This is a genomic window from Novacetimonas maltaceti, from assembly GCF_002906255.1.
Taxonomy (GTDB): domain Bacteria; phylum Pseudomonadota; class Alphaproteobacteria; order Acetobacterales; family Acetobacteraceae; genus Novacetimonas; species Novacetimonas maltaceti.
Genome location: NZ_POTC01000031.1, coordinates 13473 through 36452 on the forward strand (window position 1 = coordinate 13473; position 22980 = coordinate 36452).

A 22980-nucleotide genomic window follows, 5' to 3' on the forward strand; every position below is an offset into this window, starting at 1 on the left:
ATAAAAAAAGCGTGGCGTCCATTCTCTGGACCCACGCATAACGATAGTTTGCCATGTTTGTCTTAAATTGGTGGGCACGTCAACCCTTCCATAATGTTCCCGGCATCTCGTCGTAATGTTCCTCCAGTTGCTCCAGCAGGAAACACAGCACGCCAGCGGTGCTGCGCCGGTCCTGTTTCAGTCTGGCTGCCATATCCATCAACGACAGCCCGTCGATCATCAGCAGCACCAGCAGCTGCTCGCCGCGCGCGCCGATGCGCTGGCGGATATAGTCCCGGCGCGCGGCAGATCCCATGCGCCCGATCATGGCGTCATGAATATCGCCCCGTTTTGCACCGTGCTCCATTTCCGGGTCGCTGCCGCCCAGGACGCCGATCTCGTAATCGACTGCCCACATCTGGGCATAGCCGACCTGGCCGTCGGTGATTTTCCCGGAACGGCGCAGACCATACAGGCCCGCGCACGTGCGCAGCACCTCGGTCGATGGACCATCCGGCTTGAGTTTGACAGAGACATCCGCCAGATCGCCGTGGGCCAGGCGTTCGGGCGAGGGGGCAACGCCGCGGTCGCGCGGCGCTGGACGAGAATGTGCGGACTGACGGGTCCGACGGCCGGAAAGCGCTGCGACTGACACGCGGGGCCTTTCAGTTTGGTAGATCCCGACATGCCCGCCCCTTTGCGATGCCGCCCAGTCGGCGGAAGGGGTACGAACAGCGGCCGGGAATTGGGAAACAGTATAGACCCGTTTTTCTGTCAAAACAGCCTGTAACACGCTGAAAATCGCGGTTTTTCGATAAAACGGACGGACTTCACAGATCGATTCGATGATCGGTCAGGCGCGCACCCTGCGCAGCAAACCTGCCATGCCGGTCACGGCGCTCCGACACCTTCAACGCGTCGTCGCGCTGCACCCGCATCATGGACAGCGCCAGCTGCATGCCCGCCAGTTCGCGCCCCAGATCCCGGTTTTCCTGCCGCAGCCGCGTGACCTCCTCACGATCCGGTTGAAACCGCCTGAACAACCAATCGAACATCACAGCACCTCCTCTGCGCCGGGAACGGAAATTGTCTCATGATCAGGACCACGCCTGCGCCGCTGTCGAGGCGGTCGGCCGACATCCGGCAGCCAGCCGACAATCGGGGGGCCGCGATATCCACGCTCGAACACGAACCAGGCGTAATCGACCGCGCCACCTTTCCCCGCCACGGCGCGGTCGCCCGGCGGCATGTTCATGCGCACGCTCGACACCCACAGCCGCGCGAAACAGGTCTGGGGCCACCACACGCGGCGCTTCTGTCCCGCCAGAAACCCCAGCCGCAGCACGACGCACACGCGATCCCATGTGTGCAGCAGCGCAACCTCGATAAACTCCCGCGCCTGGTTGTAGGGGGGATTGGACACGACACTGTCGGGGCGGAACTGGCGCAGGCTGTCGCGAAAATCCATCGTCGCGATGTCCGGCCTGCGCGGTCGCAGGTCGGTCCCGATGGGGATGACATCCTCGATGCCCGTCAGCTGCGTCGGCACGTTCCCCGCGCCACAGCACGGATCCAGCACCCGGCCGCGCAGGGGGCGTACCGTCGCCTCGGCCGCGATCAGGGCATCCACGGCCCACGGCGGCTCGACATACCAGTCGTCGGCAACCCGGTCGTAGCCGGAATGGGCGTTCACGACGCCAGCGCCCGGCGCAGTTCCGCGCGCAGGTTTTTCAGGCCGCGCGGATCGCCCGTCTGGGCTGATCCAAAAACCGGTTTCGGCACTGACGGGTGACAGAATCGTAGGGTGTTGTGCCCGGTGATCGAGCAGGTATAGCCCAGAGCCTCGGCATACAGGATGACCTCCCGCGCCCCTTTGCGAAACCGCCGCTTCATGCTGCCTGCTCCACCGGGCGATAGGCCGCCAGATACGCGTCCAGTTTCAGGTCCGTCGTCGGACGTCCCAGCCGCGCCGCTTCCTCGGCCCAGCGCCGCCGGGCCTGTCCGTAATCGCGGTTTTCCTCGAACATCACGGAAAATGCCCGCTGGTCTGCCGCCAGATCGGCGCGGGCCTGCACCTCCCATGCCGGGATTTCCCGCTGGGGCGCAGGCTCCGGTGCGTTGATGAGGGATTGTTCCCATGCCGCCCGGATCGCCGCCTGGAACGCGCCCATATGCTCCGGTGCGCTGTCCATCGTGGCCCGGTGCGCCTTGACCGCCTCGATCAGCAGGTCAGGCGGACAGCCCTGCTCCAGCCATTTGCGCACCGCCGGATACTGGTTGCGTGGCCCGCGCGTAAATCCCGCGACCTCGATCACACGCTCGACCGTGGTGGCGATGACCTTGGGCGGAACCGTCACGGCCTGCACCGGCTGTTCGGTTTGGGCCGCCGGGTTTTCCGGTTCGTCAGGTGTAGATGTAGGTTTTAGATTAATATCTCTATCTATACCTATATCTAACGGAACCGAAAAACCCGATCTGGAAACCGAAACCCCGGAAACCGAAACCGATTTCGGTTTTTGGTTTGGGTTCTGGGTTTCGACACTTTCCGCACCCGGCAGCGACCGCATCAGGGGCATGTGCCGCTGGCGCTGGGTGGCCTCGGCCTCCTGCGCACGCCGGATCCGGGCCTGTTCACGCGTCTCCCCCTTGCGCGGCCGGCCGCCTGCGCTGCCATTGGCCTTGGCCGTCACGCTCCGCAGCGTCGCGTCCGGCGCAATCTCACCCGCCGCCTGGGCAGCCTCGAACCGGCGCAGCGCCTCGTCCCGTTCTTCCCGCCGCCGCGCACGGTCCTGCCGCCGCAGTTCACGCGCCAGCAGGTGGGGGCTGTACAGCGCCCCCTCATCGTCACGGGCGGCGAACCCCCACTGCTCGATCACCGGCAGGGTGCGCGCCAGCACGTCGGGCTGTTCACAGATGAACGCAGCCACCTCCTGATCCGACAGCAGGTGCCCGCCACTGCGCAGCACGATCATGCGGTGGGACCGCAATGTATCGACCAGGGAATGGGCCACGCCGCGTGCCTCGGCGGGCAGAGACCGGATCAGGTTCCACGCGGGCACGCCCGCCAGATCAAACTCGGCAATCGTCGGCAGTAACGTCATGACGGATCCTGCCTCCCCGGTAGGAGCGGGCAGTCCCGGCACTGGTCCGCGCACTTGTCTTTCAGGCGCGTGATCTCATCGCGGGCCTCGCGCAGCTGCTGGCGGTCGCCGACGAAACGCAGCACAATGCCTGCCATCCCGTCACGCAGCGCATAGATGCGCACGACAAACAGGCTGATCGACGGCATGTCGCCCCGGTCGTAGCGCAGGCCGAAATTGCGGCCGTACTCGATGGCAATACCGCGCGGGATTATTCGTCCGGGCATCGCTTGCCTTCCTCTACCAGGCGGAAAATCTCATCCCGCAGTTCGTCACATTCGGACATCAGTTTCACCAGTTCCTCCCCGCGCGGCGTGGCGGTCCCGGCAATCCATTTCTGGACGGTGCGCGGGCTGCGTTCGATATCGCGTGCGAGGATTTTTGCGCCGTTCCTGATGCGCCCATATTTGCGTCGCAGGACACTGCAGATGGTGTCGCGATAGGCTGCGGCGATCATAAAACGACTCTTTTGGGTACTTTGCGCACAAGCCTTTTCCACGAAAATCCTCCATGATCTCGATTATTCCGAGTCGAGATAAGGGTTTTTCTGGAAAGGAGACAGCACAATGAAGCGGCGCATGACCCATCCATCGCGGGTGACAGACGGGGCATGCGCCGCAAACCAACAGATGGGAACATCATCATGATGCAACTCCATCTTTCTCGGTTTCGGTACGCTCATCCGCACGCGGCTGGCGGAAAACACGCACCGCATGTTCACCACACCACACACGACGCACGCACGCAGGCCTGCCGCAGAACGCAGGACGCACGTCACGCCGCACGTCCCCGTCGATCCACTGGCAGGTTGCGCCGCTGGTCATGGCGGTGGGTGAGGGGATGGACATCAGAAGCCAGCGGGCATCGTCCAGTGGACGGTCGGGAGAGACCCCGCCACGCCGGTTTCAACGTGACAGCGACAACCCACCACCCACAGGATAGTGAGCGCCATTTCTATCTGGGCAAAACAAGATTTTTCTTCGGCACTGATATGCCGCATTCCATTCCTTGGAAGGATGACGCAGATCCTCGGCACACGTGTACCGGTATCAGTGGCTTCCACGCTCCCACCTACAAAATGCAGCATCTTGAGCACGGGGGTGATAGCCTGCACCGACTTTGCGATCGTGGCACGTTTATCTTCAGGCATCGCAGGGCAGTCACTTTCTGCCTGCGCATCACCAGCCGACGCATCCGGTGCCGAAGCCGCATCGGCATCGGGCCGGGGGCGGCCGCCCTGTTTGTCCTCGTCATCATGGACATGCGCAGGGGGAGCCTCTGCCACTGGCGGCTTGCCGCGCAGGACATATTCATGAAACCTGTCCGCACGATCGATGATGGATCCGGTCAGATCGTAATACGCGCTGACTTTTCCATATGGCGCCTCGATTGCCGCCTGCAGGCACCACAGCCTGGTCTTTTGTCCGGCATCCATGAAATCATAATCCATGATGTCTCTGTTCCTGTAGCAGTGGGGAAACTGGGGAGCGCACCGGCTCGACCGCACAGGCGGGAGCACGCGGTGCATATGTCTGTCGCGCGGGCGCACGAGCGCCCTTGCGGACCGGTCGATTGCCCGACCGGTCCGCTTGGCCCACCATGGTTGTTGCAACACACACCATGGAGGATTCGCTTTGTCCGACGACGCCAAAATGAGCCCGGAAGTCGCCGACCTGATTTTTGTGCTGAACGGCATGATCGAAGCCGCGATGCCGCACCTTTCCAAGGAGGCGCAACTCGATATTGGCGACATGCTGCTCGACCTGAGCACACGCACCAAAGGCACGGACCTGATGAAACACATCGCAGGATCGTTCGGGCATCATTTTCCCACTCGCTCCTAGCTACCCGATTGATCGATCGGGCGTTTTCTGGCCCTGAAGCTTTTGAAAAGCGCGTTGGAAATGAAATTTGCTTCCAACTGCTCACGGACGGAGCGGTCAGCTTCATAGGGGGCAGGCTCGGGAGTGCCGGGGGCAACCTGATGGATTGCTGCCATCACCCTCTCGATCTCCATGTCAAGGTCGGAGCCTGTTGCCCTGCTCTGGGCAATGACAGCGGGTCCATATTCCACGACATCAGCGCAATCGCGCCGTTTGCGCTTCAGCACCGTGACGATGGCCAGCAGGTCTTCGACCAGCTGGTCCCGCTGGACAGGCGCAAGCGGCGGTGCGAAAGGGATAAACCCGTCAACGCCCCACCGCCCGCCCACGGTCACACGCGCAGATGCCGGGTCTTTCCGTGTGCCTGCGGCCTGTCCCGTCCGCCATTCTTCGGCGCGGCCCAACCCCTTTTCCAGCCATTCCGGCGTGACCTTTGTCGGATCGACGGGACGGGCACGCCTGTCCTGCTGGGGAAGGCGCAATCTGGCCCGCGCCGTGCGCAGGTTGGCGATTGTGCGGGCGATGATTTGACGTACCGTCATGCTGCCCCCCGACCAGTCATGGCCACACGGGCAATCAGCACCATCGCGAACGCATCGCGGCCCTCGGGCCGCGTATCGAAATACGAGCGGGTCAGCCGTTCGGTCCGTTCCGCCGGAGAATTCGCGGACATGTCGCGGCGGATGCTACGTTCAGCATTCGCCATGTGTCCTCGACCCGGTGCACCGAGGGATGGCGTGACGCCATCCCTCGCATCCTCTACCCTGTCGGCTTCCAGACCAGAGACAGGAGAGGAACCACGTGAACCAGTATCGTTTGACGGAGCTGCGGGTCCATTGGACGGCCCAGCAGGGCTATCGCATTTCGGGCACCGTGCAGGTCCTGGCAGATCGGGATCATTTTTTTTCAGATCAACACAGTGCTGGAATGTTGTCGCTTGTGTCGTCCCAAACGCCAGATCCTGTCGCGGAACTAAAATTCGATTGCCAGCTTCCAGCCCTTCCAGCCACGACGGAAGATGAATGGAATGATTGGGCGACTTCCTACCTTCGATCGTTGTTTCCAGCAGCTTGACCAACGCAACCATCTGCCGCGTGCTGATCAGGAATGTCCGATCAGTGTCGTGGTTGATGGTGCCCTGACGACCAAATTCGATGCCGATGATGGTGCGATCGTGCTGAATCATGCTGCCTCCCGTTGTTCTGTTCTTGATGTCGCACGACCACCTTCACGGGCTGGTCGATTGCCCGACCAGCCCGCTTGGTCCACCATGGTTGTTGCAACACACACCATGGGAACTGGTAGATGGCTCAATTTTTTGTAGTTGTATTTGCGATTTCCGCATTCATTATTTCTTATTTTTTGGGAACCGGATTTTGGGCAAGCATAGGAATTACGATTTTCATCGCCATTGTATGCTTTGTCCTGCTCATTCGCATCCTTGCGCGCATGGGCAAGGATCTGCCAACCGATGCTGATGCACCATCGAACGGGGGCGAACGGATCGAGCCGCCCACCTCTCGTCGTCGTGGCACGGTCCAGCAGACCTTCGTGGAGAAGGTGCAGAACGCTCGTGTCATCATCGATTACAAAGACGCGAATAAAACGGAGACGCAGCGGACGGTCGACGTCAAAAACTTCGATTTCTACGTCAATCGCGATGGGACAACGATCATCGTTGACCTCAACACCTATTGTGAACTGCGCAACGCGCCGCGCAAATTCAATTATAGACGCATTATCGAGGCTTCCGATGCAGAGACGGGAGAGACAATCCCCAACCTGGGCGCGTGGCTTTGGGCACGTCGCGTATGACGACAAAACCGAGGTGATGAAAAGAGGCGCCAAGTTGCTACGTGCAGCGCCAATCCATGAGGAGGATTGGCGTTTCATGCCGCCGCTCCCCGCTGTTCGCCCTGACTGGAGACCGTTTTGGATTGGAATGATGACACACCAAAAATGTCTGGCCGGATGTCGCTCGGGCTAACACCAAGATGTCTCGCAATCGTTTCCACATGCCGTTTAGGAACACGATTCCATTGGCATACTGCTCCCGGCGTGACGCCGCATAAAGCAGAGATGCGCTTCACAGCACCCTTACGTGACAGGGCTTCGGAAAGGATCGTGTCTCTCATGAGTTACAGAACTAAACCATGTTTAGTTTTATATGCAAGCGCGTTTAGTGGTGCATCATGCGCGGGTCTGGCATCGCCTTAACCCATGTCAAAGACACGCAAGCCTGTGAGCCCGGATGCAGTTGCGATCGGCACCCGCATCCGCGATGCCCGGAAAGCAAAGGGTCTTTCCCAAGAAACAGTAGGTAGTCTGCTGGGCATCACCGGGGTGATGATTCTTGCCTATGAAAAAGGTCGATCACGCATTTCGACCGAACTCTTGGGCAAGATCGCAGATATTACAGGCGTGACAATGTCATTTCTTTTAACAGGTGATATTCCCGAAGAACGGAAAAAAGCTCATACAGATGTCGAACTGGAGGCGTTAGAGGCGATCAGATCGCTTCCTCCTGAAAAGCAAGAAAAAGCTTTGGACGCGTTTAAGGCCTTAATCAAAGCAATCACGGAAACGTGAACATATAGGCTAATCTACGTTTAGCTTTCTCTTGCCTGTAAAACTAAACGGTGTTTAGTTTTCTCCATCGCCACCCGCGATGGAGGTTTTTTCGTGTCGATCGCTATTCTCAATCCCAGAGGCTCCGGCGCGTCGCCAGTGCGCCCCGATGCCCTGCAGGCTGCCGCCAACCACCGACAGGCCGCCGCCCACGCATTGCGCAGCGTCCTGCCGCAGCAGGCATGCGACGGCATTGTCCTGCTGATGTCCGAACGCCGCGCCATCCGCGCGGCCATGGCCCACCTCGAAAGCATGATCGTCGAGGAGGAGGCACAGCTCGCCCGCTTCGCGAGGCGTCACGTCGCCGGCCGCCTGCTCCTGACCGGGCGAGGTGCGGCATGACCCACGATTTCACGCCCGTGCCCGCAAAGGATCTGGTCGAACGCCTGTCGCCAACGCTACAGGCTGCCGCGCTCAACCTGCATTCCCAGTTCCGTACGTTCTTCCTGACGGTCAGGGATCGGCGTGCGGCGGGGCAGCCTGGTGTCGCACGCTCCCACGCCCGTCAGGCCGACGCCCGCCTGCGGGATCTGGAGGACTTGGTCATGGCGGCGTTCCATGTGGAAGGCCCGGAGATCGAGGCCCAGAACTGGGAACGTCGCAAAGGCGGGAAAGTCCGGTCATGAGACTGAAAGATCTGGAAAAAGTGCAGGCCCTGCGCGACATACTCAACTGCACCATGCAGGCGTTCGACGAGGTCGCCCAGTCGCCGCATAACCGTTTTCCGCTCAAGTCGCCGTACGGTTCCCGCGGCGTTATCGCCGAACTGTCGGGATCTGATGTCCTACCCATTTTGGGCAGGAAGGCAGCAGGGCTTGTTGTCGAACTGACGGATCTTGGCGTCGACATGTCCGAGGCTACGAGTCCGCACCTGACCCCGTATCTTATGGCCATCAGGCATCCGAAGCCGGAGACGAAAACGGAAACGGCGTCCGCAGATAGCGGGGAGGCGCAGTCATGAGTCGCCGCAATCTTTATATGGGCGCACGCCGCGCACTGGCAGCTGTAGTCCGCGAACATGACGCCGACGACGGCGCAGACGCCGATTACAAAGTCGTCCTGAATCTGGATGCTGCGCGCGCTCTGCTGGCAGGTTACCCGCCACCGTCGGATCCGCATGGCAGCGCCGCATGTTTCTCCGCCCGCTACGTGCCTTTTCTGCGCGCCGTGCTGGACCCGGCACCATGGGATACCAGGTATTGTGGCATCACCGTACTGCCGCACCCGGATGGTGGCGTTTCCCTGTTCGCGACCAACAATCGGGTAATGCTGATTGCGCATGACCGCACCGGGAGCGTGACAGCTGACGGATGTCGTGTCGTGATGAGCAAGGCCGCGATGGATGCCTGCAATCCGCCCGCACCCTTTGAACTCTGGTTTGAGGGGGAGGATATTCCGGTCGCGCCTGTGCCAGACTATGCGCTCCCGGGAGACGTTGTGTGCGCTGGCGTGTCCATGATCGTCATGCCACAGGGGCAGCCGGAACAGGCCGAGCCGGATAACGGCGGCGCACTGTATGCCAAGGGGCTGGAAACAGACCACTGGCGCGGCGGAGACCGGAGAGAGGCTCCTTTCGACTGGCGTGGCTTTATGCCGAAGTTCGGCATAAAGGGGACATCGCAGAAGCCCTGCGCCGTTACCAGCGTCACCCAGACTGTCGTGGCGGCAGCCATGGCCGCTGCCGATCCCGAGCATGAAACGCTGGTATGGGATATCCGCTCAACGGGAGAGCAGATCACCTATATTCCGAGGCAGCGGGATGATCTGCTGATTATCGTTGCTACAGCCAGAAACCCGGTAAGCGATCCGCAGATCCCTGCATGGGCTTTGCGGGCGATGGAGAAGACCAAGGCACCTGCCCAGGCGCAGGAGGCCACGCCATGACCCCGCTGTCCGACCGGCAGGTCGAACGCCTGCGCGACCGCCTGCCAACGGCCGAGGAGGTCGTGGCCTACGCCCTGCTGTTTTCCCTGATCTGGGGTGCCCTGGTGCTGCTGTTCGTCGGGTGCCTGCCATGATCGCGGCACAGCAACTCGACCTTGTCGAATATATCGCATCGCTGTGCCCGGCCCCGGCCGTAACAGTGCCGGACCATGTGCGCCAGCTGCTACCGCCGCGCCCCGCGCACTGGCGGCGGCTGGTCAGTGATATCCCGATGGACGAAACCTATGTCTACGCCACGCCCCGGTGGACCGGCGTGGTGGTTGACGTGATCCGGCACCTGACCGGTTCCGACATGCTGTGCCGTGACGGGACCATAACCCGATATCAGGGCGCCTACGCGCGTCGTTACCGCCTGGTGTTGATGTCGCTGCCTGACGCCATCGCCCTGAACGAACGCTGGCCGCTGCTGCCAAGGCAGGACGCGCAGGAATATTGGCCACTGCTGACATTCGCCACCACCGATCAGATCGATCGGACTGATACACGCACGCTGTTGCAGGAAATGATGGGGGAGCCGGTATGACCCGCCTGCAGACACCACCCGAAATCGCCGATCACCTGATGACGGAAGCCGAGGCCCGGACGTTCCATTTCCGGAAACCATCCGGCGGATCGGCCTACTGGTTCAACCTGACGTGGATACGCGGGAAACTGATCCTATCCGGTGATTTCGGCGATATCACCCTGACCTGTTTCCCCGCATGCGCGACGTTTGCGGGTGCCATCACATGGGCGGTCGACGCCGAGTTCGAATACCTGATGGAGAAAACAGGGGAGCGCCGGTCCTATGACGAGGCACGCACGCTGGAGGAAATTATCGCCTGGGCGAACGCGCCCGTCATCGAGGAACTGAACGGCACCGAGAGACGGCGCGACGTCCTGGTCGAAAAAGATGGCCGCAAACGGTACGAGGTCATCTGCACGAAACTGCGCGACGGTTATCGCCACGCCTGCCAGGACTACCGCCGCGCGGTCGCGGCAGGCACGCGGGACGATTGCCGCACCGGCCTGGAGGAGACGGATCCGCGCAGGTTTACCCTGCAGGTTCCCGAGGATGCGGTCACGTCCATGTGGTTCGACAAACCCGATGTCAGCCGGTTCTACAGTTACGAGCCGTGCTGGGATCGCTGGTTGAGTCTGTGGCGGGATACATACGGTCGCGACTGGAGCGGGCTGCCGCAATATGACCCGCCGTCCATGGTCACCACACATATGGGGCGCTGGAGCATCAAGGATGAACTGGAGCGCCGTCTCACTGACCCCGGCAGAGCCGATCTGACCTGCCTGTGCGAGGGTAGCGTGGAGGAAACCTACGATTACACCTATTCGCAGCGGCGACAGATCGGGGCCGTCCAGTTCGCCTGCCGCAAAATCATCGAGGCTGGCCTGGTAGATGCCGGGGAGTGCGCGGCATGAGCCAGAAAAACGTCATGGCGCGCATCAGGAAACTGCTGGCGCTGTCCAAATCGGGCAACCCGCACGAGGCGGCCGTCGCCCTGGAGCGCGCGCAGCAGCTGATGCGCGAACATGCCATCGGCGAGGACGATCTGGAACTGTCCGGCATCGGCGCGTTCCGCAGCCATCTGCCTGGCATGGCGAAATTGAGGCCCGCGCAATGGCAGGGGCTCCTCGCTGGCATGATCTGCCGGACGTTCGGCGTGCGCGCAATGTTTGTGGTGGGGGAAGGGGCGTTCAGGTTCTACGGCAGGATCGAGCGTGCAGAGCCTGCGGCCTACACGCACGCGGTCTTGGGACGTCAGCTGCGCGAGGCGCGGGCCGACTTCCTGCGGAACCAGAACAAACGGATCAAGCGGACCACCAAGATCGCCCGTGCCGACAGTTTTGCCGAAGGGTGGATCTATGTGGTGCGATCCAAGGCGCAGGCCCTGTCCATCCCGGCTACGGAAATGCAGCTGATCGAGACATGGGCCGCGCGGGAATGCGGGAAAATGGACACGGTAAAAACACGCGAGGCGCGCGATGTGCGCGGATCTGGCGGTGCCTTCATGTCTGGCGCCATAGCCGGGCAATCCGCCCAGTTGCACACCCCGATGCGCGCCGGTCAGCAGCCTCTGGCGCTGGGGAGGGGATGACGATGGACGTCACTCATTTTGTCGTGCCGGGGAAACTGACACCCGACCAGGAGACAGCCATTCGGTGTGAAGTGCTCGGTGCCCCCATTCTCGGTCCCGCCGACATGTTCGCGCGCATGGTCAAAATTGTGGGTAGTCCCGTCCAGTCGCGCGCGGATGTGCAATCCGTTGCATGGATGACGAAGGCGTCCAAAGGGATACCGACCGTATGCCGGGACGTCACCGTCAACGTCCCGTATGACCGCCGCAATTATGATGATCTGGTGTTCCGCTCGGATATGGAAGCGCTGGTTACGCAGATACGGAAGAATGAGCGGGAGCGATGTGCTCGTCGCTGCGAAGAACTGACGCCAACAACCGATGCCGCCAACACGTCCGCCCATCTAAACAGCACATATTGGGCGATGAAACGTGCCTGTGCAGAAATCCATGCCCTTACTGATGATGAAGATCACATGATGTTAAACGCGGCCATTCAGGAAGGCGAGCCGCGAGGTCGCGAAATAGAACGCGCGGATCTTTATGCTGTGCCATTCGATGTCGTGCAGGCTGTTGCCGAATTACCTGATCGCACATCACCGGATGGGGATCCGGAAATGATGCGAGTCACGGCCAAGGAGCTGCTCGGCATCGTACGCTCTGCGATTGACGCAGCCATGAACGCGGAGAACGGCAATGGCTGAGTCGGTTCTATTTCGCGGCCTGTCGTTCGGTCGGGAGGTTTACGACGTCGAGATCCATGGCATGGGAAATGGTCAGTTTATTGGACTCGTGAAAGAGGACGGTGGCCCCTGCCGGATCGCATTCCGGGGCAGCACCGTGGTGCGCGACGGGCGCAAGGTCGCGCTGGCGCGTGGATCGTCTGCCTGGGTGGAGAGCAGGAAGATGGATGAGGGGAGTAAGGGGAATGACTGAAGAATCGACAGGAGGGCCAAACTTGGATCAGTTGCTAACAGCAAAAGAGGTCGCGTCGCGCTTGCGGGTCACGATCCGGACCCTTTACCGCCGAATCGATGATTCGGGGTTCCCCTTGCCGATCCGCTTGGGTCCTAACTGCGTCAGGTGGAATGAAACCGAGGTGCAGCAGTGGATCGACCGACGGCGTGAACTGAGTATGGCGGCCTAACCCACGGAAACCGAATGGGGGTATCTAAAGGGGTATGTGTTTATAACTGTTTTGAAAAAACAGATATAAAACAACACGATAACTATTTAGATTGGCGGACATCCCCTCCGCCAACTTTCCCCAAAACACAATCAATCCGATGCACGATGCCGGTATCCCGGTCGTCTGTGCCGTTTTTCGTTCCGTCCAGCCAGATGGCGTATGACGGGCGTGAAGCGTGGGCCGCGTGCATCATGCGAGGGTCCGACCGGTACGCTGTCCGACTTCCGGGGGCGATGGAAAGTGCCGGGGTCATATTTTCACTTTATTTTCCTGTGAATGGTGACATGTGGATGCCGGGACGGGGCACGTTGTGCCTGTCCTTCAGGTATGACCATGTCTGGCGGGACAATTTTTTCCGGTCCCGTCTGTAAAACGCGTCAAGGTTGGTAAATTGCACGATTCTAGAGAAAAAGTTGTCATCATTACCGGCGGTTCATCAGGAATCGGCCGATGCACGGCCCGGCTTTTCGCCTCCCATGGCTGGAAAGTCGGCATCATCGCCCGTGGTGCCGCCGCGATGCAGGCAACGGCGCAGGACGTGCGTGAACAGGGCGGATGCGCCGCCACCGTGGAAGCCGACGTGACGGATGCTGCCGCGCTGGCGGCGGCGGCAGAGAGCATCATCGCGCAGTTGGGGCCGGTTGACGTCTGGATCAACTGCGCGGGCACCGGCATTTACGGACGTTTTGACGATGTGCGTGAAAACGAATTCCAGCGCGTGACCGATGTCACCTACCATGGCACGGTCAACGGGACGCGGATCGCCCTGCGGCACATGCGCCCGCGTGGACAGGGGTGTATCGTCAATGTCTGTTCCGCCATTGCCTTCCACGGTGTGCCGCTGCTGTCGTCCTATGCCGGGGCAAAGGGGGCCGTGCGCGCCTTTACGCAGGCGATCCGCGGGGAACTGCGCCTTGAAAAAAGCCCTGTGCGCATATGCGCCGTTTTCCCTGCGGCAATGAACACGCCCTTTTTCAGCCATGCGCTGAGTCACATGGGATGGCCCGCACGCCCGGCCAAGCCGATCTACCAGCCGGAGGTCGCGGCGGAAGGGATCTGGCTTGCCGCCCGCAGCAATCATTCCGAACTGTTCATCACCGGCACGACCGAACTCTTCTCCCTTGCCACGCGCTTCATGCCCGGCGTCATCGGATGGTGCGTCAGCCAGTTGGGCATGGAACGGCAGTTGACGCGTGACCATCGCGCCATCGAACTGTGCGAACCGACCCTGTTCCAGCCGTCCGATCGCGTGCGGGGCGGCAGGGGGCCATTCAACCACCAGGCGCGGGGATGGAGCCTTCAGGTCTGGCTGCTGGGGCTGCGTCAGGAAATCTCCATGCGGATAAGGAAGGTATTGCGCATGAGGCACTGAGCGCCATTCCCGTGTGCCGCGCGGGTTCGTATTTCTGCTGCCGGGTATGAACGATTCCCGAAATCGGGCGTTGGAGGGACATACCGTCATTTCAGGCAGGGGAGCACGAGATGAGATGCATGGCACTCAGCGCGCTGGGATTCTTTTTCGCCGGGGGCATCAACAATGCCTACGCGCTCCCTGCCTCGCCCGTCCCGGTCGTGATGACGGCGCCTAGGTGTGGGGCAGGGCTGCCTGTGTCCGCGCACCGGCATCAGGGGCACGACGGGGGCAGGCAGTGCCTTCCCATCCATGCGTCGGGCCGTGCCGGCTAAGGAAGCGGATGACGGGACGGGGAGGCTGGCGGGGGATTTCATGACCTGCCACCGCGTGGATTTCGTGCTAGGCTCGGGCGGTTTCCAAACGCAGCAAAGTCCCGTCGTGCAGCATGCCCCCCAGACATTCCTCCCGTTCGGGCCGCGATTCCCTGTCGTCGCATCCTTCCGTCTCAGGGAATCCGGCCACATCTGAACGCGACGGGCGGCGGGCGTGGTGGCGTGGGGCGGGGGGCGTGCTTGCCGCATGCTCCCTTCTGGTGTGGGGACATGCGCCTGCCCGGGCCGAGGACATGATCGACAATGTGCTGCCCGCACGTTGCGTGGCCCATGTGATGAGCGTGCCGCTGATGTCCCATAGCGGCAGCCCGGTCATTCCCGTGGTGATCAATGGCAAATCCGGCCTGGCCTATGTCAGCTTCACGCAGGAAGACATCGGGGTATTCGCGGACCCTGCCATGGATTACCCCATTGGCAAGACGTTCCAGCTCCAGACCATTGCCGGGCAGAGCTATTCCTTCGCAACCACGATCAAATCCCTCCATATTGCGCAGGGGGTGGCCGAAAATGTGCCTGCCATCGCGGTCGGGGACAGGCTGGAGACCATAAATGACCAGCCGGTGCTGGGCATCATTGGCTACAGCGTGCTGAGCAATTATGACGTGCTGCTTGATTTCGTGGCGAAGCGGATGATCCTTTTCCGCCTGTCGGATGCGCCGGGCTGCACCGCCATGCCGCAATGGCTGGGGGCGGGGGTGACGCCGGTCACGCTGCTTCCCAACGCCCGGGGCGTGCTGACGGGGGTGGAACTGAAGGTCGGGGACGTTCCCCTGCGGCTGGAGGTGGAGCCGGGGTCCAACGCATCGGTCGTCCGTCAGAAGGATGCGCGCACGATGGGGCTGACCCGCGCCACGCTGCATGATGACCCGCATGTGCGGACCGTGGTGGGGCGTGTCCTTGTCGGGCACCGGCACCATTTCGACAATGTGACGATCGGGGAGTGGAAGGACCGTTCCCTGGACGTGAATGTGGAAAAGGCGAAATACAACCTTCTGGGCATGGATTTCCTGCGCAACAGGCGGGTTCTGATGGCCTTTCCGCAAGGCGTGCTGTACCTGACGCCACCATCAGCGAGCAGGGACAGGGATCCGCGAATCCCGAGCGCGCTTGCAACGCATCTGGCGACGGCCACCGTCCACGAAACGGATGGCACGACCCGATAGGGACATATATGGACAAGAGGCAACCTTGCGACGTGACCATCCCTGATGGGGTGATGCCCGGACTGCGCCATGACCCGGCCCGGTTCATGGCGTGGTATGTCCGCCGTCACCTCTGGGCGCACCTGCTGGTCATGGCGATGGTGACGCTGGCGATGGGATGCGGGGTCAGCACGTCCTACATCATCCGCCACCTGGTCAATGCGATGGCCGCATCCCCCCGGCCGGACATGGCGGTGGTGTGGTCCATGGTCGGGGTGTTCTGCGTGGTCATCTTCATTGATGGCTGTGCATGGCGGGTGGCGGGATGGATGGCATCGGGCCTGTTCGTGCAGGTCGGGGGCGATATCCGCCGCGACCTGTTCCGCTACCTGAGCGGACATTCCGCCGCCTATTTCGCCGAACGCATGTCCGGCGCCCTGTCCGCGCGGATTTCCACGGCGGCGAACGCGGTCTTCAGCCTTGAAAACCTGACGGCGTGGACGCTGCTGCCTTCCGCGCTGAACATCCTCATGTCCATTGCGATGCTGGTGACCGTCAGTCCGTGGATGGCGCTGTCGATCGTGGGCATGACGGTCGGGGCGGGGCTGCTGATCTTCCTGCTGGGCACCAGGGGGCGCAGCCTGCACCGTGACTACGCGACGCAGGCCGCGGAAAATGATGGCGAGATGCTGGATATCGTCAACAACATGCCGCTGGTGCGGGCCTATGGCATGACCGCGCGTGAATGCCTGCGCATGGGCCAGCGCATCCGCAACGAGACCGGGCTGCATCGCCGTTCCCTGCGCTACCTTGAAAAACTGCGGATGTTCCATGCCGGCCTGACGATGTTCATGACGGGTGGGCTGCTGCTCTGGGTCGTAGTGCTGTGGCACCTGCATCGCGCCACGATCGGCGATGTGGTCATGGTGACGACGCTGGGGTTCGTCATTCTCAACTGCACCCGCGACCTCGCCTTCGCGCTGGTGGAGGCGGTGCAGCATGTCTCCCGCCTGTCGGAGACGCTGGAAAAACTTCTCCTGCCGCATGAAACCGCGAACCACCCGCTGCCGTCGCGCACCCTGCCGGAGCGTGCCCATGGCCATGTCAGCATACGCGATGCGTGCTTTGCCTATCCGGGGGGGAAGCCGGTCCTGTCGCACTTCAGCCTTGAAATCCGCGCCGCCACGCGCGTCGGACTGGTGGGGCAGTCGGGGTCGGGAAAAAGCACCCTGCTGGCCCTGCTGCAACGGCAGCGTTTCCTGCAGGAAGGGCAGATCCTGATCGACGGGATCGATATCCTTGACCTTGATGAAGGCAGCATGCGCGGCTGCATGGCCGTCGTCGCGCAGGAGGTGGCGCTGCTGCGCCGTTCCGTGCGCGACAACATCCGCTACGGGTGCGACACGGCCAGTGATGCGCAGGTGATCGCCGCGGCCTCCGCTGCGGGATGCCTCGATTTCATCATGGCGATGCCACAGCAGTTCGATACCATCGTGGGCGAACGCGGTGTCATGCTGTCCGGTGGGCAGCGCCAGCGAATTGCCATCGCGCGCGCCTTCCTGCGCAATGCCCCGATCCTGATCCTTGACGAAGCGACAAGCGCGCTGGACAGCCAGAGTGAAAAGCACGTGCAGGACGCGCTGGACCGCCTGCAGGCCGGGCGGACCGTCATTGCCGTGGCCCACCGCCTGTCCACCCTTCAGGGTTTCGACCGGATCGTGGTGATGGACCATGGGCGCATCGTTCAGGATGGCAGTGTTTCCGAACTTGAAAACACGCCGGGCCTGTACCGCGATGTCCTGATGCGTCAGGACACCACGATGCCGGTTGCCTGAGGTCGCGCGCGGGGCGCGATGTTCAGTGCGTGGAGGAGATCCGCGCCTGCGCCTGAAGCATCTCCCCCAGCGTTTCGTAAATGCCCTGCGGCGCGGGGGAGGGGAGGTGGAAGGTCAGCCTGCCCCCCGGTGGCAGGTTCAGCGACAGGAAGACTTCCTTGCGTGTCCTGTCCGTGCCGAGTTCCCATTGCGTGACGTCATAGACCGGGTTGGGCTTCCCCCCGCCCACGGCCTGACAGTCGGATGCCAGCTTGGCAAACAGGGGCAGGCAGTTGACAAGCTGCGCAGGGGGCACAGACAGGTGCACCCTTTCGCCATCCGTGTCCTCGACTTCCAGGACGACCCTGCTGCCATCGGGGGAGGGGCGGCCCCCCAGTATCTTGCTGATATTCAGGTGGCGGGGGGTATCGCTCATGGAAATGGCCTGCTGCTGCTTGGATGAAAGCCGGAGCATATCCCATCGACGCCCATCGATACAGGGGCAGGGCCAGTGGTGTCGCCCCGCTATTTACGATGCCCTGGGGCTGCGCGATAAGGGCGCTCCGGCTTTCCCCTTCCTTTGTCATCTGAGGCCCCATGATCCGTCTCGACACCATCAGCAAGCATAACGGTCATCGCGTGATCTTTGTCGATGCCTCCGCGGCCCTCCAGAAAGGGGAGAAGATCGGGCTGGTCGGACCCAACGGGGCAGGCAAGACAACATTGTTCCGGCTGATCACGGGGCAGGAGGAGCCCGATGAAGGGCAGGTCCTGACCGAACGTGGCATCACCGTGGGTTTCTTCAATCAGGACGTGGGGGAAATGGCGGGCCGCAGTGCGGTTGCCGAGGTGATGGACGGCGCCGGGCCTGTTGCCGTGATCGGGGCCGAACTGTCGGAACTGGAAGCGGCCATGGCGGACCCGGAGCGCTTTGACGAACTGGACGCCATTCTCGAACGGTTTGGTGAGGTGCAGAGCCGTTTCGAGGAACTGGGCGGCTATGCCCTCGAAGGGCGCGCGCGTGAAGTCCTGCACGGTCTGGGCTTCAGCCAGGAGATGATGGATGGAGACGTTGGCCGCCTGTCCGGCGGATGGAAGATGCGCGTGGCGCTGGCGCGCATCCTGCTGATGAAGCCGGACGTGATGCTGCTGGATGAACCGAGCAACCATCTTGACCTCGAAAGCCTGATCTGGCTGGAGCAGTTCCTGGCCGGCTATGACGGTGCGCTGCTGATGACCTCGCACGACCGTGCCTTCATGAACCGGGTCATCAACAAGGTGATCGAGATTGACGGCGGCGTATTGTCAAGCTTTTCGGGCGATTATGAATTCTATGAACAGCAGCGCGCCCTGAACGCAAAGCAGCAGCAGGCGCAGTTCGACCGCCAGCAGGCCATGCTGGCGAAGGAAGTCGCCTTCATCGAGCGTTTCAAGGCCCGCGCGTCCCATGCCGCGCAGGTGCAGAGCAGGGTCAAGAAACTGGACAAGATCGATCGTATCGAACCTCCGAAACGCCGCCAGACCCTTGTCTTTACCTTCCCGCCCGCGCCGCGTTCAGGCGATGCGGTCGTCAACCTGCGCGGCGTGTGCAAGGCCTATGGCAGCCGGGTGATCTATCATGACCTCGACCTGCTGATCCGCCGGCAGGAACGCTGCTGCGTGCTCGGCATCAACGGGGCTGGCAAATCCACCCTGCTGAAACTCGTTGCCGGCACGACCGAACCGGACGCTGGCACGGTGACCCTCGGCGGTAGCGTCAGGATGGGATATTTCGCGCAGCATGCCATGGACCTTCTGGATGGCAACCTCACGATTTTCGAAACCCTGAACGCTGCCTTCCCGCTTGCCCCACAGGGGGCGCTGCGGTCACTGGCGGGCAGCTTTGGCTTTTCCGGCGATGATATCGACAAGCTGTGCCGCGTCCTGTCCGGCGGTGAAAAGGCCCGTCTGGTCCTGGCCCTGATGCTGTTCGACCCGCCGAATTTCCTGGTGCTTGACGAGCCTACAAACCATCTTGATATCGCCACCAAGGAAATGTTGATCGCGGCGCTGGCTGATTACGATGGCACGATGCTTTTTGTCTCCCATGACCGTCATTTTCTGGCGGCGCTTTCCAACCGCGTCCTGGAACTCACGCCCGAAGGACTCCATCGCTATGATGGTGGCTATACGGAATATGTTGCCCGGACCGGCCGCGAGGCACCCGGACTGCATGTCTGACGCCCCATCGCCGTGGCTGGAGGCAGGGATTTCGACGCATGGGACAAAGGCGCGATGCGGTCTGGATAACCGGTGCCTGACCCACTAGAAACAGTGGGACCAGCAGCCAGACGGAGTGATGCAGTGCTACGGAAACTTCAGGAACTAAACCAGGACCGTACGCTTCTTGCGAATGCAGGGATGTGTTTCTGTGTGATTGCCATGCTCGGCCTGGGGAACCTTGTCTGCCGTTTCGTGCTGCATACCGACATGTCCTACCTGATGCCCTGGCTGCTGGTTGGCGTGGTGTCCTATTTCTTCCTGCCGTGCCTTATCTTGTGGATCGCAACGGGAAAACCGTCCTGAAGACAGCGAAGGGCCGTGTTTCAGCGGCCTTCGCCCGGCAGGCCTGCATGGCGATCCTTTCCCCCTGTTCCTGACCGGTCGGGGGAAGGGAGGGGGCGGGAACGGCTAACACGTGCCGACATGTTGTCGTGCGGGATGGAAATGGAGCAGATGCCGCCGACTTCCCGGCTCAACGATGCAGGCACCCGTGTCAGCCTGACCGCACCCGCACCGCCTATCGAAACCGCGGCGTGACCGGTCGGGCCTGCGTGGACCGACCCGGCGATGTCATAGCCGAAGGAATCTGCTCAGGGGCGTTCGATCACGGGACATCAGAATCCATAGATGGATACCTTATGGAAACAGGAACCGTGCATTCGCCATGGACCGACATGCCTGCTGGCGATGCCGCATCCCGGTCATTAGCGGGGCGAAGGCCCGAAAACTCCGGGGGAAGCGGAGCCTAGTGGTTGTGATACTGCGCCAGCGCCATCTTGCAGGACTTGCCTTCCGCGCTCATGTTGTCCCCCTGGTTCGGGTCCACCTTGAGGGTAAGGCGCATCACCGCCGCGGAAAGGTGGGCGCCACTGGTATGGGCGGACACCTTGATGTTGATGTTGTTGTTGTTTTCCATCACCGCCCAGTTGCCGCCGCGTGCCATGGTGGCTTCGGCCTTCACCGCCCAGTAGGTCCCGTTCAGGTCCGGCAGGCGCGTCAGGTTATAGACGGAGCCATCGCCACGAATGTGGGAATACCCGATTCCCACGGCGCCACCGCCACGGATCCTGACGGGATAGGAATGCGTTCCATAGAACAGCCGTCCCTTGCCCCAGCTATACCCGCCCGCGACGGCAACGGATTTCAGCGAAAAGCACAGCCTGGCCATGGGTTGTCCCAGTGCGTCAGCAGCCCGGGCGGTCTGTGTGGTAACAAGGCCAGCCAGCAGGAGGGCTGGAATGCAGAAGAAGACTGGACGCACAATATGTTCCTGAAAAAATACGGCGGCAGGCCGGCATGGCGCGCGACAGGTGCGATACCCTCTCGCGGCCTCGAATACCGGGGAGTATCCTATTTGTCGTGCCATCGCCACCAAAAGGCAAGTGCCGATCCACACACACGCTCGGCAATAAACGATATATGACAATGAATTCATGAAGTTTTTGGCCTGACGGACTGCCGGGGCGGGTATCGGGCCGCACATATGCGCAAGGAGTGCCGCAATGTCGATGATCACAGTGTCATGGGGAGACCCGATGGTGCGTGGCAGGCTGGCCGCGATACGCCAGCGCGCGCCCTTCATATATGGCGTGACGAATTACGTGGCCGCGACGCTGAGCGCCAATGTGCTGCTGGCCATCGGGGCGGCACCCGCCATCGGGACCGCGCCCGGCTGGCCCGGGGCATTCGGCAGGTCTGCGGCCGCAGTCTGGATCAATACCGCCGCGCTGATGTCCACATCATCGCATGACATCGTGCATGTGGCTTCATGCGCGCATGAAGCGGGCGTTCCATGGGTGCTTGATCCCGTGGCTTTCGGGGCGGGCAGCGCGGAATATGACCGGATCGTCATGCGGTTGCTGGATTGCGCGCCCGCCGTGATCCGGGGGAACGCCAGCGAACTGATGGCCCTTGCCGGGGCGGATGGCGGCGGGCGGGGTGTGGAAACCGCTCATGGATCGCATGATGCGGTGCGGCATATCCAGACGCTCTCCAGCGAGAGCGGGGCGGTCGTGGCTGTCAGTGGCGCCACGGATTACATTGCATCGGGCGCCACGATTTTTGCGATCAAGGGGGGGGATGTCCGCCTGACACGTGTCACGGGCGCGGGATGTGCCCTCGGTGCCCTGATCGCAGCGTTCCTGCCCGTCAGTGATACGGCCGCTGAAGCAGCCTGTGCCGCCCACGCGACCTATGCTGAAGCCGCAGGGCGCGTGAAGACGGTTGGCACGGGTTCGTTCGGCGTGGGACTGCTTGATGAACTCTCCGTGCTGGCTGGCCTGCAATAGGACCCGGATGGCTGCATCCTATTTGGGGTGACCGCCCGGAGGGGATGCTCCTTCGGCCTCGCCAAGGTTGATGATGGCCTCATTGGCAAACGACACCATTTCCGAAGTGGGATGTTTGGCCGCTTCGTCCGTTTTCTGGGCAATACCGCTGGTCATGGTCTTCAGCGCTGCGACCTCGGCCCGGACATCATTGAGGATTTCGACCAGCGCCTGGTGGTCTTCTGCCGCGCGCTGGTCGGAGGCACGGCTGAGGACCGCATTCCCGACCATAAGCGCCGGAAGTGCGACGAGCTGGATACAGTTACTGATATATAGAAGGGTATTCTGCCATGCCGGCGCGGCAACCGGGATCAGGGAAAATACAAAAAAGGCGTAAACGCACCAGATGCTTCCGAATATGAAGGTCATCTTGACGGCTATCTGTTCATTGAGCCGCGTGAGGAATGGTGCCTTGGGAGCAGGTTGCATCGGTTTATGCGTCTCTTGCCTGAATGGAACATGGAATGAGGCGGGTATGGCGCAATCGCATGAAGGCCGCCTCCAGTTTGGGCATATTACGGTCAGCCTTCGGAGGGGTCTGCGCTGATTTTGATAATAGCAGTTATCCTGTTGGCCAACTCAATGTTATATTATATCGTTTCGTCTGGTATTCCCAAACAATGGCGGTGAAAAAGTTTCCTGCCAGAAGTGGCGGTAAACTGCGATTTGGATTCAAGCGGCCGTTCTTTTTTTCAAAAAAGTTTCATTTTTGGATTGACGGTGGTGGGTGAGGGGCCTATATCCCCGTTCACCGCTTCGGGGGCAGAAAGTTCTTGAGTTTAGCGGCCTGGTTTTCTAGAGTGTTTGGCCCGGTTGGGTTGACGGTTTAGGTGACCGGGGTTCATTGACAATAG

Annotated in this window: 34 protein-coding genes; 20 read left to right on the forward strand and 14 right to left on the reverse strand. The window is 61.5% G+C overall.

The features are described 5' to 3' along the window. Positions 1-79: 79 nt before the first annotated feature. The 9 genes from KMAL_RS11005 to KMAL_RS11045 form a co-directional block, all read right to left on the reverse strand. Positions 80-772 (reverse strand): hypothetical protein, encoded by a 693-nt coding sequence (locus KMAL_RS11005; RefSeq protein ID WP_239020091.1) that lies wholly within the window; start codon positions 770-772, stop codon positions 80-82. Positions 773-809: 37 nt separating this feature from the next. After that, a complete protein-coding gene (locus KMAL_RS11010; protein WP_110095751.1) occupies positions 810-1037 on the reverse strand; it encodes a hypothetical protein in 228 nt (75 codons plus the stop codon). After that, positions 1034-1672: a TRM11 family methyltransferase gene (locus KMAL_RS11015; protein WP_180999805.1), complete on the reverse strand. Its 639-nt coding sequence runs from the start codon at positions 1670-1672 to the stop codon at positions 1034-1036. Before KMAL_RS11015 ends, KMAL_RS11010 begins: the two co-directional genes overlap by 4 nt. Beyond that, the gene (locus KMAL_RS11020) at positions 1669-1872 is read right to left on the reverse strand and encodes a hypothetical protein (protein WP_110095752.1); all 204 of its coding nucleotides are present in this window, start codon (positions 1870-1872) and stop codon (positions 1669-1671) included. The genes KMAL_RS11015 and KMAL_RS11020 overlap by 4 nt, the downstream gene beginning before the upstream one ends. Next, positions 1869-3080, reverse strand: a complete 1212-nt coding sequence (locus tag KMAL_RS11025) for a hypothetical protein (protein ID WP_110095753.1) — start codon at positions 3078-3080, stop codon at positions 1869-1871. The genes KMAL_RS11020 and KMAL_RS11025 overlap by 4 nt, the downstream gene beginning before the upstream one ends. Next, positions 3077-3346: a hypothetical protein gene (locus tag KMAL_RS11030; RefSeq protein ID WP_110095754.1), complete on the reverse strand. Its 270-nt coding sequence runs from the start codon at positions 3344-3346 to the stop codon at positions 3077-3079. Before KMAL_RS11030 ends, KMAL_RS11025 begins: the two co-directional genes overlap by 4 nt. After that, positions 3331-3576, reverse strand: coding sequence for a hypothetical protein (locus KMAL_RS11035; RefSeq protein WP_167400147.1), 246 nt, complete (start codon positions 3574-3576; stop codon positions 3331-3333). Before KMAL_RS11035 ends, KMAL_RS11030 begins: the two co-directional genes overlap by 16 nt. Before the next feature lie 184 nt (positions 3577-3760). Further along, on the reverse strand, positions 3761-3967 hold the full coding sequence (locus KMAL_RS11040) for a hypothetical protein (RefSeq protein WP_110095756.1): 207 nt from the start codon (positions 3965-3967) through the stop codon (positions 3761-3763). After that, entirely contained in the window at positions 3967-4569 is a 603-nt protein-coding gene (locus KMAL_RS11045; RefSeq protein WP_110095757.1) for a hypothetical protein, read from the reverse strand. The genes KMAL_RS11040 and KMAL_RS11045 overlap by 1 nt, the downstream gene beginning before the upstream one ends. Before the next feature lie 184 nt (positions 4570-4753). On the opposite strand from KMAL_RS11045, the gene KMAL_RS11050 reads away from it, so the two are divergent. Then, positions 4754-4963 (forward strand): hypothetical protein, encoded by a 210-nt coding sequence (locus KMAL_RS11050; protein ID WP_110095758.1) that lies wholly within the window; start codon positions 4754-4756, stop codon positions 4961-4963. Here the strand turns inward: KMAL_RS11050 and KMAL_RS11055 are convergent. Beyond that, positions 4960-5544, reverse strand: a complete 585-nt coding sequence (locus KMAL_RS11055) for a hypothetical protein (protein WP_110095759.1) — start codon at positions 5542-5544, stop codon at positions 4960-4962. The two genes, KMAL_RS11050 and KMAL_RS11055, sit on opposite strands and share 4 nt — an antisense overlap. Further along, the gene (locus KMAL_RS16940; RefSeq protein ID WP_146044202.1) at positions 5541-6188 is read right to left on the reverse strand and encodes a hypothetical protein; all 648 of its coding nucleotides are present in this window, start codon (positions 6186-6188) and stop codon (positions 5541-5543) included. Before KMAL_RS16940 ends, KMAL_RS11055 begins: the two co-directional genes overlap by 4 nt. Positions 6189-6307: 119 nt before the next feature. Here KMAL_RS16940 and KMAL_RS11060 point away from each other — a divergent pair, with 119 nt between their 5' ends. From KMAL_RS11060 to KMAL_RS11140, 16 genes are all read left to right on the forward strand, one after another. After that, positions 6308-6817, forward strand: a complete 510-nt coding sequence (locus KMAL_RS11060; protein ID WP_110095760.1) for a hypothetical protein — start codon at positions 6308-6310, stop codon at positions 6815-6817. Positions 6818-7222: 405 nt separating this feature from the next. Further along, positions 7223-7591, forward strand: a complete 369-nt coding sequence (locus KMAL_RS11070; RefSeq protein WP_110095762.1) for a helix-turn-helix domain-containing protein — start codon at positions 7223-7225, stop codon at positions 7589-7591. 93 nt (positions 7592-7684) lie between these two features. Further along, positions 7685-7972, forward strand: coding sequence for a hypothetical protein (locus KMAL_RS11075; protein WP_146044203.1), 288 nt, complete (start codon positions 7685-7687; stop codon positions 7970-7972). Beyond that, positions 7969-8256, forward strand: a complete 288-nt coding sequence (locus tag KMAL_RS11080) for a hypothetical protein (protein ID WP_110095764.1) — start codon at positions 7969-7971, stop codon at positions 8254-8256. The genes KMAL_RS11075 and KMAL_RS11080 overlap by 4 nt, the downstream gene beginning before the upstream one ends. Beyond that, positions 8253-8591: a hypothetical protein gene (locus KMAL_RS11085; RefSeq protein WP_110095765.1), complete on the forward strand. Its 339-nt coding sequence runs from the start codon at positions 8253-8255 to the stop codon at positions 8589-8591. The genes KMAL_RS11080 and KMAL_RS11085 overlap by 4 nt, the downstream gene beginning before the upstream one ends. After that, positions 8588-9514 carry a hypothetical protein gene (locus KMAL_RS11090; protein ID WP_146044204.1) on the forward strand — a complete coding sequence of 309 codons (927 nt, stop codon included), beginning with the start codon at positions 8588-8590 and terminating at the stop codon, positions 9512-9514. The genes KMAL_RS11085 and KMAL_RS11090 overlap by 4 nt, the downstream gene beginning before the upstream one ends. After that, positions 9511-9648, forward strand: a complete 138-nt coding sequence (locus tag KMAL_RS17265; RefSeq protein ID WP_167400148.1) for a hypothetical protein — start codon at positions 9511-9513, stop codon at positions 9646-9648. The genes KMAL_RS11090 and KMAL_RS17265 overlap by 4 nt, the downstream gene beginning before the upstream one ends. Then, the gene (locus KMAL_RS11095) at positions 9645-10097 is read left to right on the forward strand and encodes a hypothetical protein (RefSeq protein ID WP_110095767.1); all 453 of its coding nucleotides are present in this window, start codon (positions 9645-9647) and stop codon (positions 10095-10097) included. The genes KMAL_RS17265 and KMAL_RS11095 overlap by 4 nt, the downstream gene beginning before the upstream one ends. Next, positions 10094-10990 (forward strand): hypothetical protein, encoded by an 897-nt coding sequence (locus tag KMAL_RS11100; RefSeq protein WP_110095768.1) that lies wholly within the window; start codon positions 10094-10096, stop codon positions 10988-10990. The genes KMAL_RS11095 and KMAL_RS11100 overlap by 4 nt, the downstream gene beginning before the upstream one ends. After that, the gene (locus KMAL_RS11105; RefSeq protein ID WP_239020092.1) at positions 10987-11667 is read left to right on the forward strand and encodes a DUF2786 domain-containing protein; all 681 of its coding nucleotides are present in this window, start codon (positions 10987-10989) and stop codon (positions 11665-11667) included. The genes KMAL_RS11100 and KMAL_RS11105 overlap by 4 nt, the downstream gene beginning before the upstream one ends. 2 nt (positions 11668-11669) lie before the next feature. Next, positions 11670-12350, forward strand: a complete 681-nt coding sequence (locus KMAL_RS11110) for a hypothetical protein (RefSeq protein ID WP_110095770.1) — start codon at positions 11670-11672, stop codon at positions 12348-12350. After that, the gene (locus tag KMAL_RS11115) at positions 12343-12582 is read left to right on the forward strand and encodes a hypothetical protein (RefSeq protein WP_110095771.1); all 240 of its coding nucleotides are present in this window, start codon (positions 12343-12345) and stop codon (positions 12580-12582) included. Before KMAL_RS11110 ends, KMAL_RS11115 begins: the two co-directional genes overlap by 8 nt. Further along, positions 12575-12793 carry a helix-turn-helix transcriptional regulator gene (locus KMAL_RS11120; RefSeq protein ID WP_110095772.1) on the forward strand — a complete coding sequence of 73 codons (219 nt, stop codon included), beginning with the start codon at positions 12575-12577 and terminating at the stop codon, positions 12791-12793. The genes KMAL_RS11115 and KMAL_RS11120 overlap by 8 nt, the downstream gene beginning before the upstream one ends. A 433-nt stretch (positions 12794-13226) precedes the next feature. Then, positions 13227-14207, forward strand: coding sequence for an SDR family oxidoreductase (locus KMAL_RS11125; RefSeq protein ID WP_167400149.1), 981 nt, complete (start codon positions 13227-13229; stop codon positions 14205-14207). A 427-nt stretch (positions 14208-14634) separates the two neighbouring features. After that, positions 14635-15744, forward strand: a complete 1110-nt coding sequence (locus KMAL_RS11135) for a retroviral-like aspartic protease family protein (protein ID WP_110095775.1) — start codon at positions 14635-14637, stop codon at positions 15742-15744. Positions 15745-15752: 8 nt separating this feature from the next. Next, entirely contained in the window at positions 15753-17558 is a 1806-nt protein-coding gene (locus tag KMAL_RS11140) for an ABC transporter ATP-binding protein (protein ID WP_110095776.1), read from the forward strand. 22 nt (positions 17559-17580) lie between these two features. Here the strand turns inward: KMAL_RS11140 and KMAL_RS11145 are convergent, their stop codons facing one another. Next, positions 17581-17973 carry a hypothetical protein gene (locus tag KMAL_RS11145; RefSeq protein WP_110095777.1) on the reverse strand — a complete coding sequence of 131 codons (393 nt, stop codon included), beginning with the start codon at positions 17971-17973 and terminating at the stop codon, positions 17581-17583. A gap of 161 nt (positions 17974-18134) precedes the next feature. Here KMAL_RS11145 and KMAL_RS11150 point away from each other — a divergent pair, with 161 nt between their 5' ends. Beyond that, complete coding sequence (locus tag KMAL_RS11150) at positions 18135-19757, forward strand: ABC-F family ATP-binding cassette domain-containing protein (RefSeq protein WP_110095778.1); 1623 nt, start codon at positions 18135-18137, stop codon at positions 19755-19757. A 192-nt stretch (positions 19758-19949) separates the two neighbouring features. Beyond that, the gene (locus tag KMAL_RS16945) at positions 19950-20102 is read left to right on the forward strand and encodes a hypothetical protein (protein WP_167400146.1); all 153 of its coding nucleotides are present in this window, start codon (positions 19950-19952) and stop codon (positions 20100-20102) included. A gap of 442 nt (positions 20103-20544) precedes the next feature. Here KMAL_RS16945 and KMAL_RS11155 read toward each other — a convergent pair whose 3' ends face one another. Next, positions 20545-20967: a hypothetical protein gene (locus tag KMAL_RS11155; RefSeq protein ID WP_338043497.1), complete on the reverse strand. Its 423-nt coding sequence runs from the start codon at positions 20965-20967 to the stop codon at positions 20545-20547. Between the two features lie 334 nt (positions 20968-21301). Here KMAL_RS11155 and KMAL_RS11160 point away from each other — a divergent pair, with 334 nt between their 5' ends. Then, a complete protein-coding gene (locus tag KMAL_RS11160) occupies positions 21302-22087 on the forward strand; it encodes a hydroxyethylthiazole kinase (protein WP_208624782.1) in 786 nt (261 codons plus the stop codon). Positions 22088-22105: 18 nt separating this feature from the next. Here KMAL_RS11160 and KMAL_RS11165 read toward each other — a convergent pair whose 3' ends face one another. Next, complete coding sequence (locus tag KMAL_RS11165) at positions 22106-22555, reverse strand: hypothetical protein (RefSeq protein ID WP_110095780.1); 450 nt, start codon at positions 22553-22555, stop codon at positions 22106-22108. Positions 22556-22980 lie beyond the last annotated feature (425 nt).

What these genes read in the sequence shown, in the direction of transcription:
- KMAL_RS11140 (WP_110095776.1), top strand. Translation starts at nt 15,753, where the DNA reads ATGGACAAGAGGCAACCTTGCGACGTGACCATCCCTGATGGGGTGATG.
- KMAL_RS11120 (WP_110095772.1), top strand. Translation starts at nt 12,575, where the DNA reads ATGACTGAAGAATCGACAGGAGGGCCAAACTTGGATCAGTTGCTAACA.
- KMAL_RS11105 (WP_239020092.1), top strand. Translation starts at nt 10,987, where the DNA reads ATGAGCCAGAAAAACGTCATGGCGCGCATCAGGAAACTGCTGGCGCTG.
- KMAL_RS11165 (WP_110095780.1), bottom strand. Translation starts at nt 22,555, where the DNA reads ATGCAACCTGCTCCCAAGGCACCATTCCTCACGCGGCTCAATGAACAG.
- KMAL_RS11080 (WP_110095764.1), top strand. Translation starts at nt 7,969, where the DNA reads ATGACCCACGATTTCACGCCCGTGCCCGCAAAGGATCTGGTCGAACGC.
- KMAL_RS11085 (WP_110095765.1), top strand. Translation starts at nt 8,253, where the DNA reads ATGAGACTGAAAGATCTGGAAAAAGTGCAGGCCCTGCGCGACATACTC.
- KMAL_RS11090 (WP_146044204.1), top strand. Translation starts at nt 8,588, where the DNA reads ATGAGTCGCCGCAATCTTTATATGGGCGCACGCCGCGCACTGGCAGCT.
- KMAL_RS11020 (WP_110095752.1), bottom strand. Translation starts at nt 1,872, where the DNA reads ATGAAGCGGCGGTTTCGCAAAGGGGCGCGGGAGGTCATCCTGTATGCC.
- KMAL_RS11045 (WP_110095757.1), bottom strand. Translation starts at nt 4,569, where the DNA reads ATGGATTATGATTTCATGGATGCCGGACAAAAGACCAGGCTGTGGTGC.
- KMAL_RS11135 (WP_110095775.1), top strand. Translation starts at nt 14,635, where the DNA reads ATGCCCCCCAGACATTCCTCCCGTTCGGGCCGCGATTCCCTGTCGTCG.
- KMAL_RS11155 (WP_338043497.1), bottom strand. Translation starts at nt 20,967, where the DNA reads ATGGCCAGGCTGTGCTTTTCGCTGAAATCCGTTGCCGTCGCGGGCGGG.
- KMAL_RS11060 (WP_110095760.1), top strand. Translation starts at nt 6,308, where the DNA reads ATGGCTCAATTTTTTGTAGTTGTATTTGCGATTTCCGCATTCATTATT.
- KMAL_RS11025 (WP_110095753.1), bottom strand. Translation starts at nt 3,080, where the DNA reads ATGACGTTACTGCCGACGATTGCCGAGTTTGATCTGGCGGGCGTGCCC.
- KMAL_RS11110 (WP_110095770.1), top strand. Translation starts at nt 11,670, where the DNA reads ATGGACGTCACTCATTTTGTCGTGCCGGGGAAACTGACACCCGACCAG.
- KMAL_RS11150 (WP_110095778.1), top strand. Translation starts at nt 18,135, where the DNA reads ATGATCCGTCTCGACACCATCAGCAAGCATAACGGTCATCGCGTGATC.
- KMAL_RS11035 (WP_167400147.1), bottom strand. Translation starts at nt 3,576, where the DNA reads ATGATCGCCGCAGCCTATCGCGACACCATCTGCAGTGTCCTGCGACGC.
- KMAL_RS11100 (WP_110095768.1), top strand. Translation starts at nt 10,094, where the DNA reads ATGACCCGCCTGCAGACACCACCCGAAATCGCCGATCACCTGATGACG.
- KMAL_RS11095 (WP_110095767.1), top strand. Translation starts at nt 9,645, where the DNA reads ATGATCGCGGCACAGCAACTCGACCTTGTCGAATATATCGCATCGCTG.
- KMAL_RS11160 (WP_208624782.1), top strand. Translation starts at nt 21,302, where the DNA reads ATGTCGATGATCACAGTGTCATGGGGAGACCCGATGGTGCGTGGCAGG.
- KMAL_RS11030 (WP_110095754.1), bottom strand. Translation starts at nt 3,346, where the DNA reads ATGCCCGGACGAATAATCCCGCGCGGTATTGCCATCGAGTACGGCCGC.
- KMAL_RS11055 (WP_110095759.1), bottom strand. Translation starts at nt 5,544, where the DNA reads ATGACGGTACGTCAAATCATCGCCCGCACAATCGCCAACCTGCGCACG.
- KMAL_RS11040 (WP_110095756.1), bottom strand. Translation starts at nt 3,967, where the DNA reads ATGTCCATCCCCTCACCCACCGCCATGACCAGCGGCGCAACCTGCCAG.
- KMAL_RS11145 (WP_110095777.1), bottom strand. Translation starts at nt 17,973, where the DNA reads ATGAGCGATACCCCCCGCCACCTGAATATCAGCAAGATACTGGGGGGC.
- KMAL_RS17265 (WP_167400148.1), top strand. Translation starts at nt 9,511, where the DNA reads ATGACCCCGCTGTCCGACCGGCAGGTCGAACGCCTGCGCGACCGCCTG.
- KMAL_RS16940 (WP_146044202.1), bottom strand. Translation starts at nt 6,188, where the DNA reads ATGATTCAGCACGATCGCACCATCATCGGCATCGAATTTGGTCGTCAG.
- KMAL_RS11070 (WP_110095762.1), top strand. Translation starts at nt 7,223, where the DNA reads ATGTCAAAGACACGCAAGCCTGTGAGCCCGGATGCAGTTGCGATCGGC.
- KMAL_RS11115 (WP_110095771.1), top strand. Translation starts at nt 12,343, where the DNA reads ATGGCTGAGTCGGTTCTATTTCGCGGCCTGTCGTTCGGTCGGGAGGTT.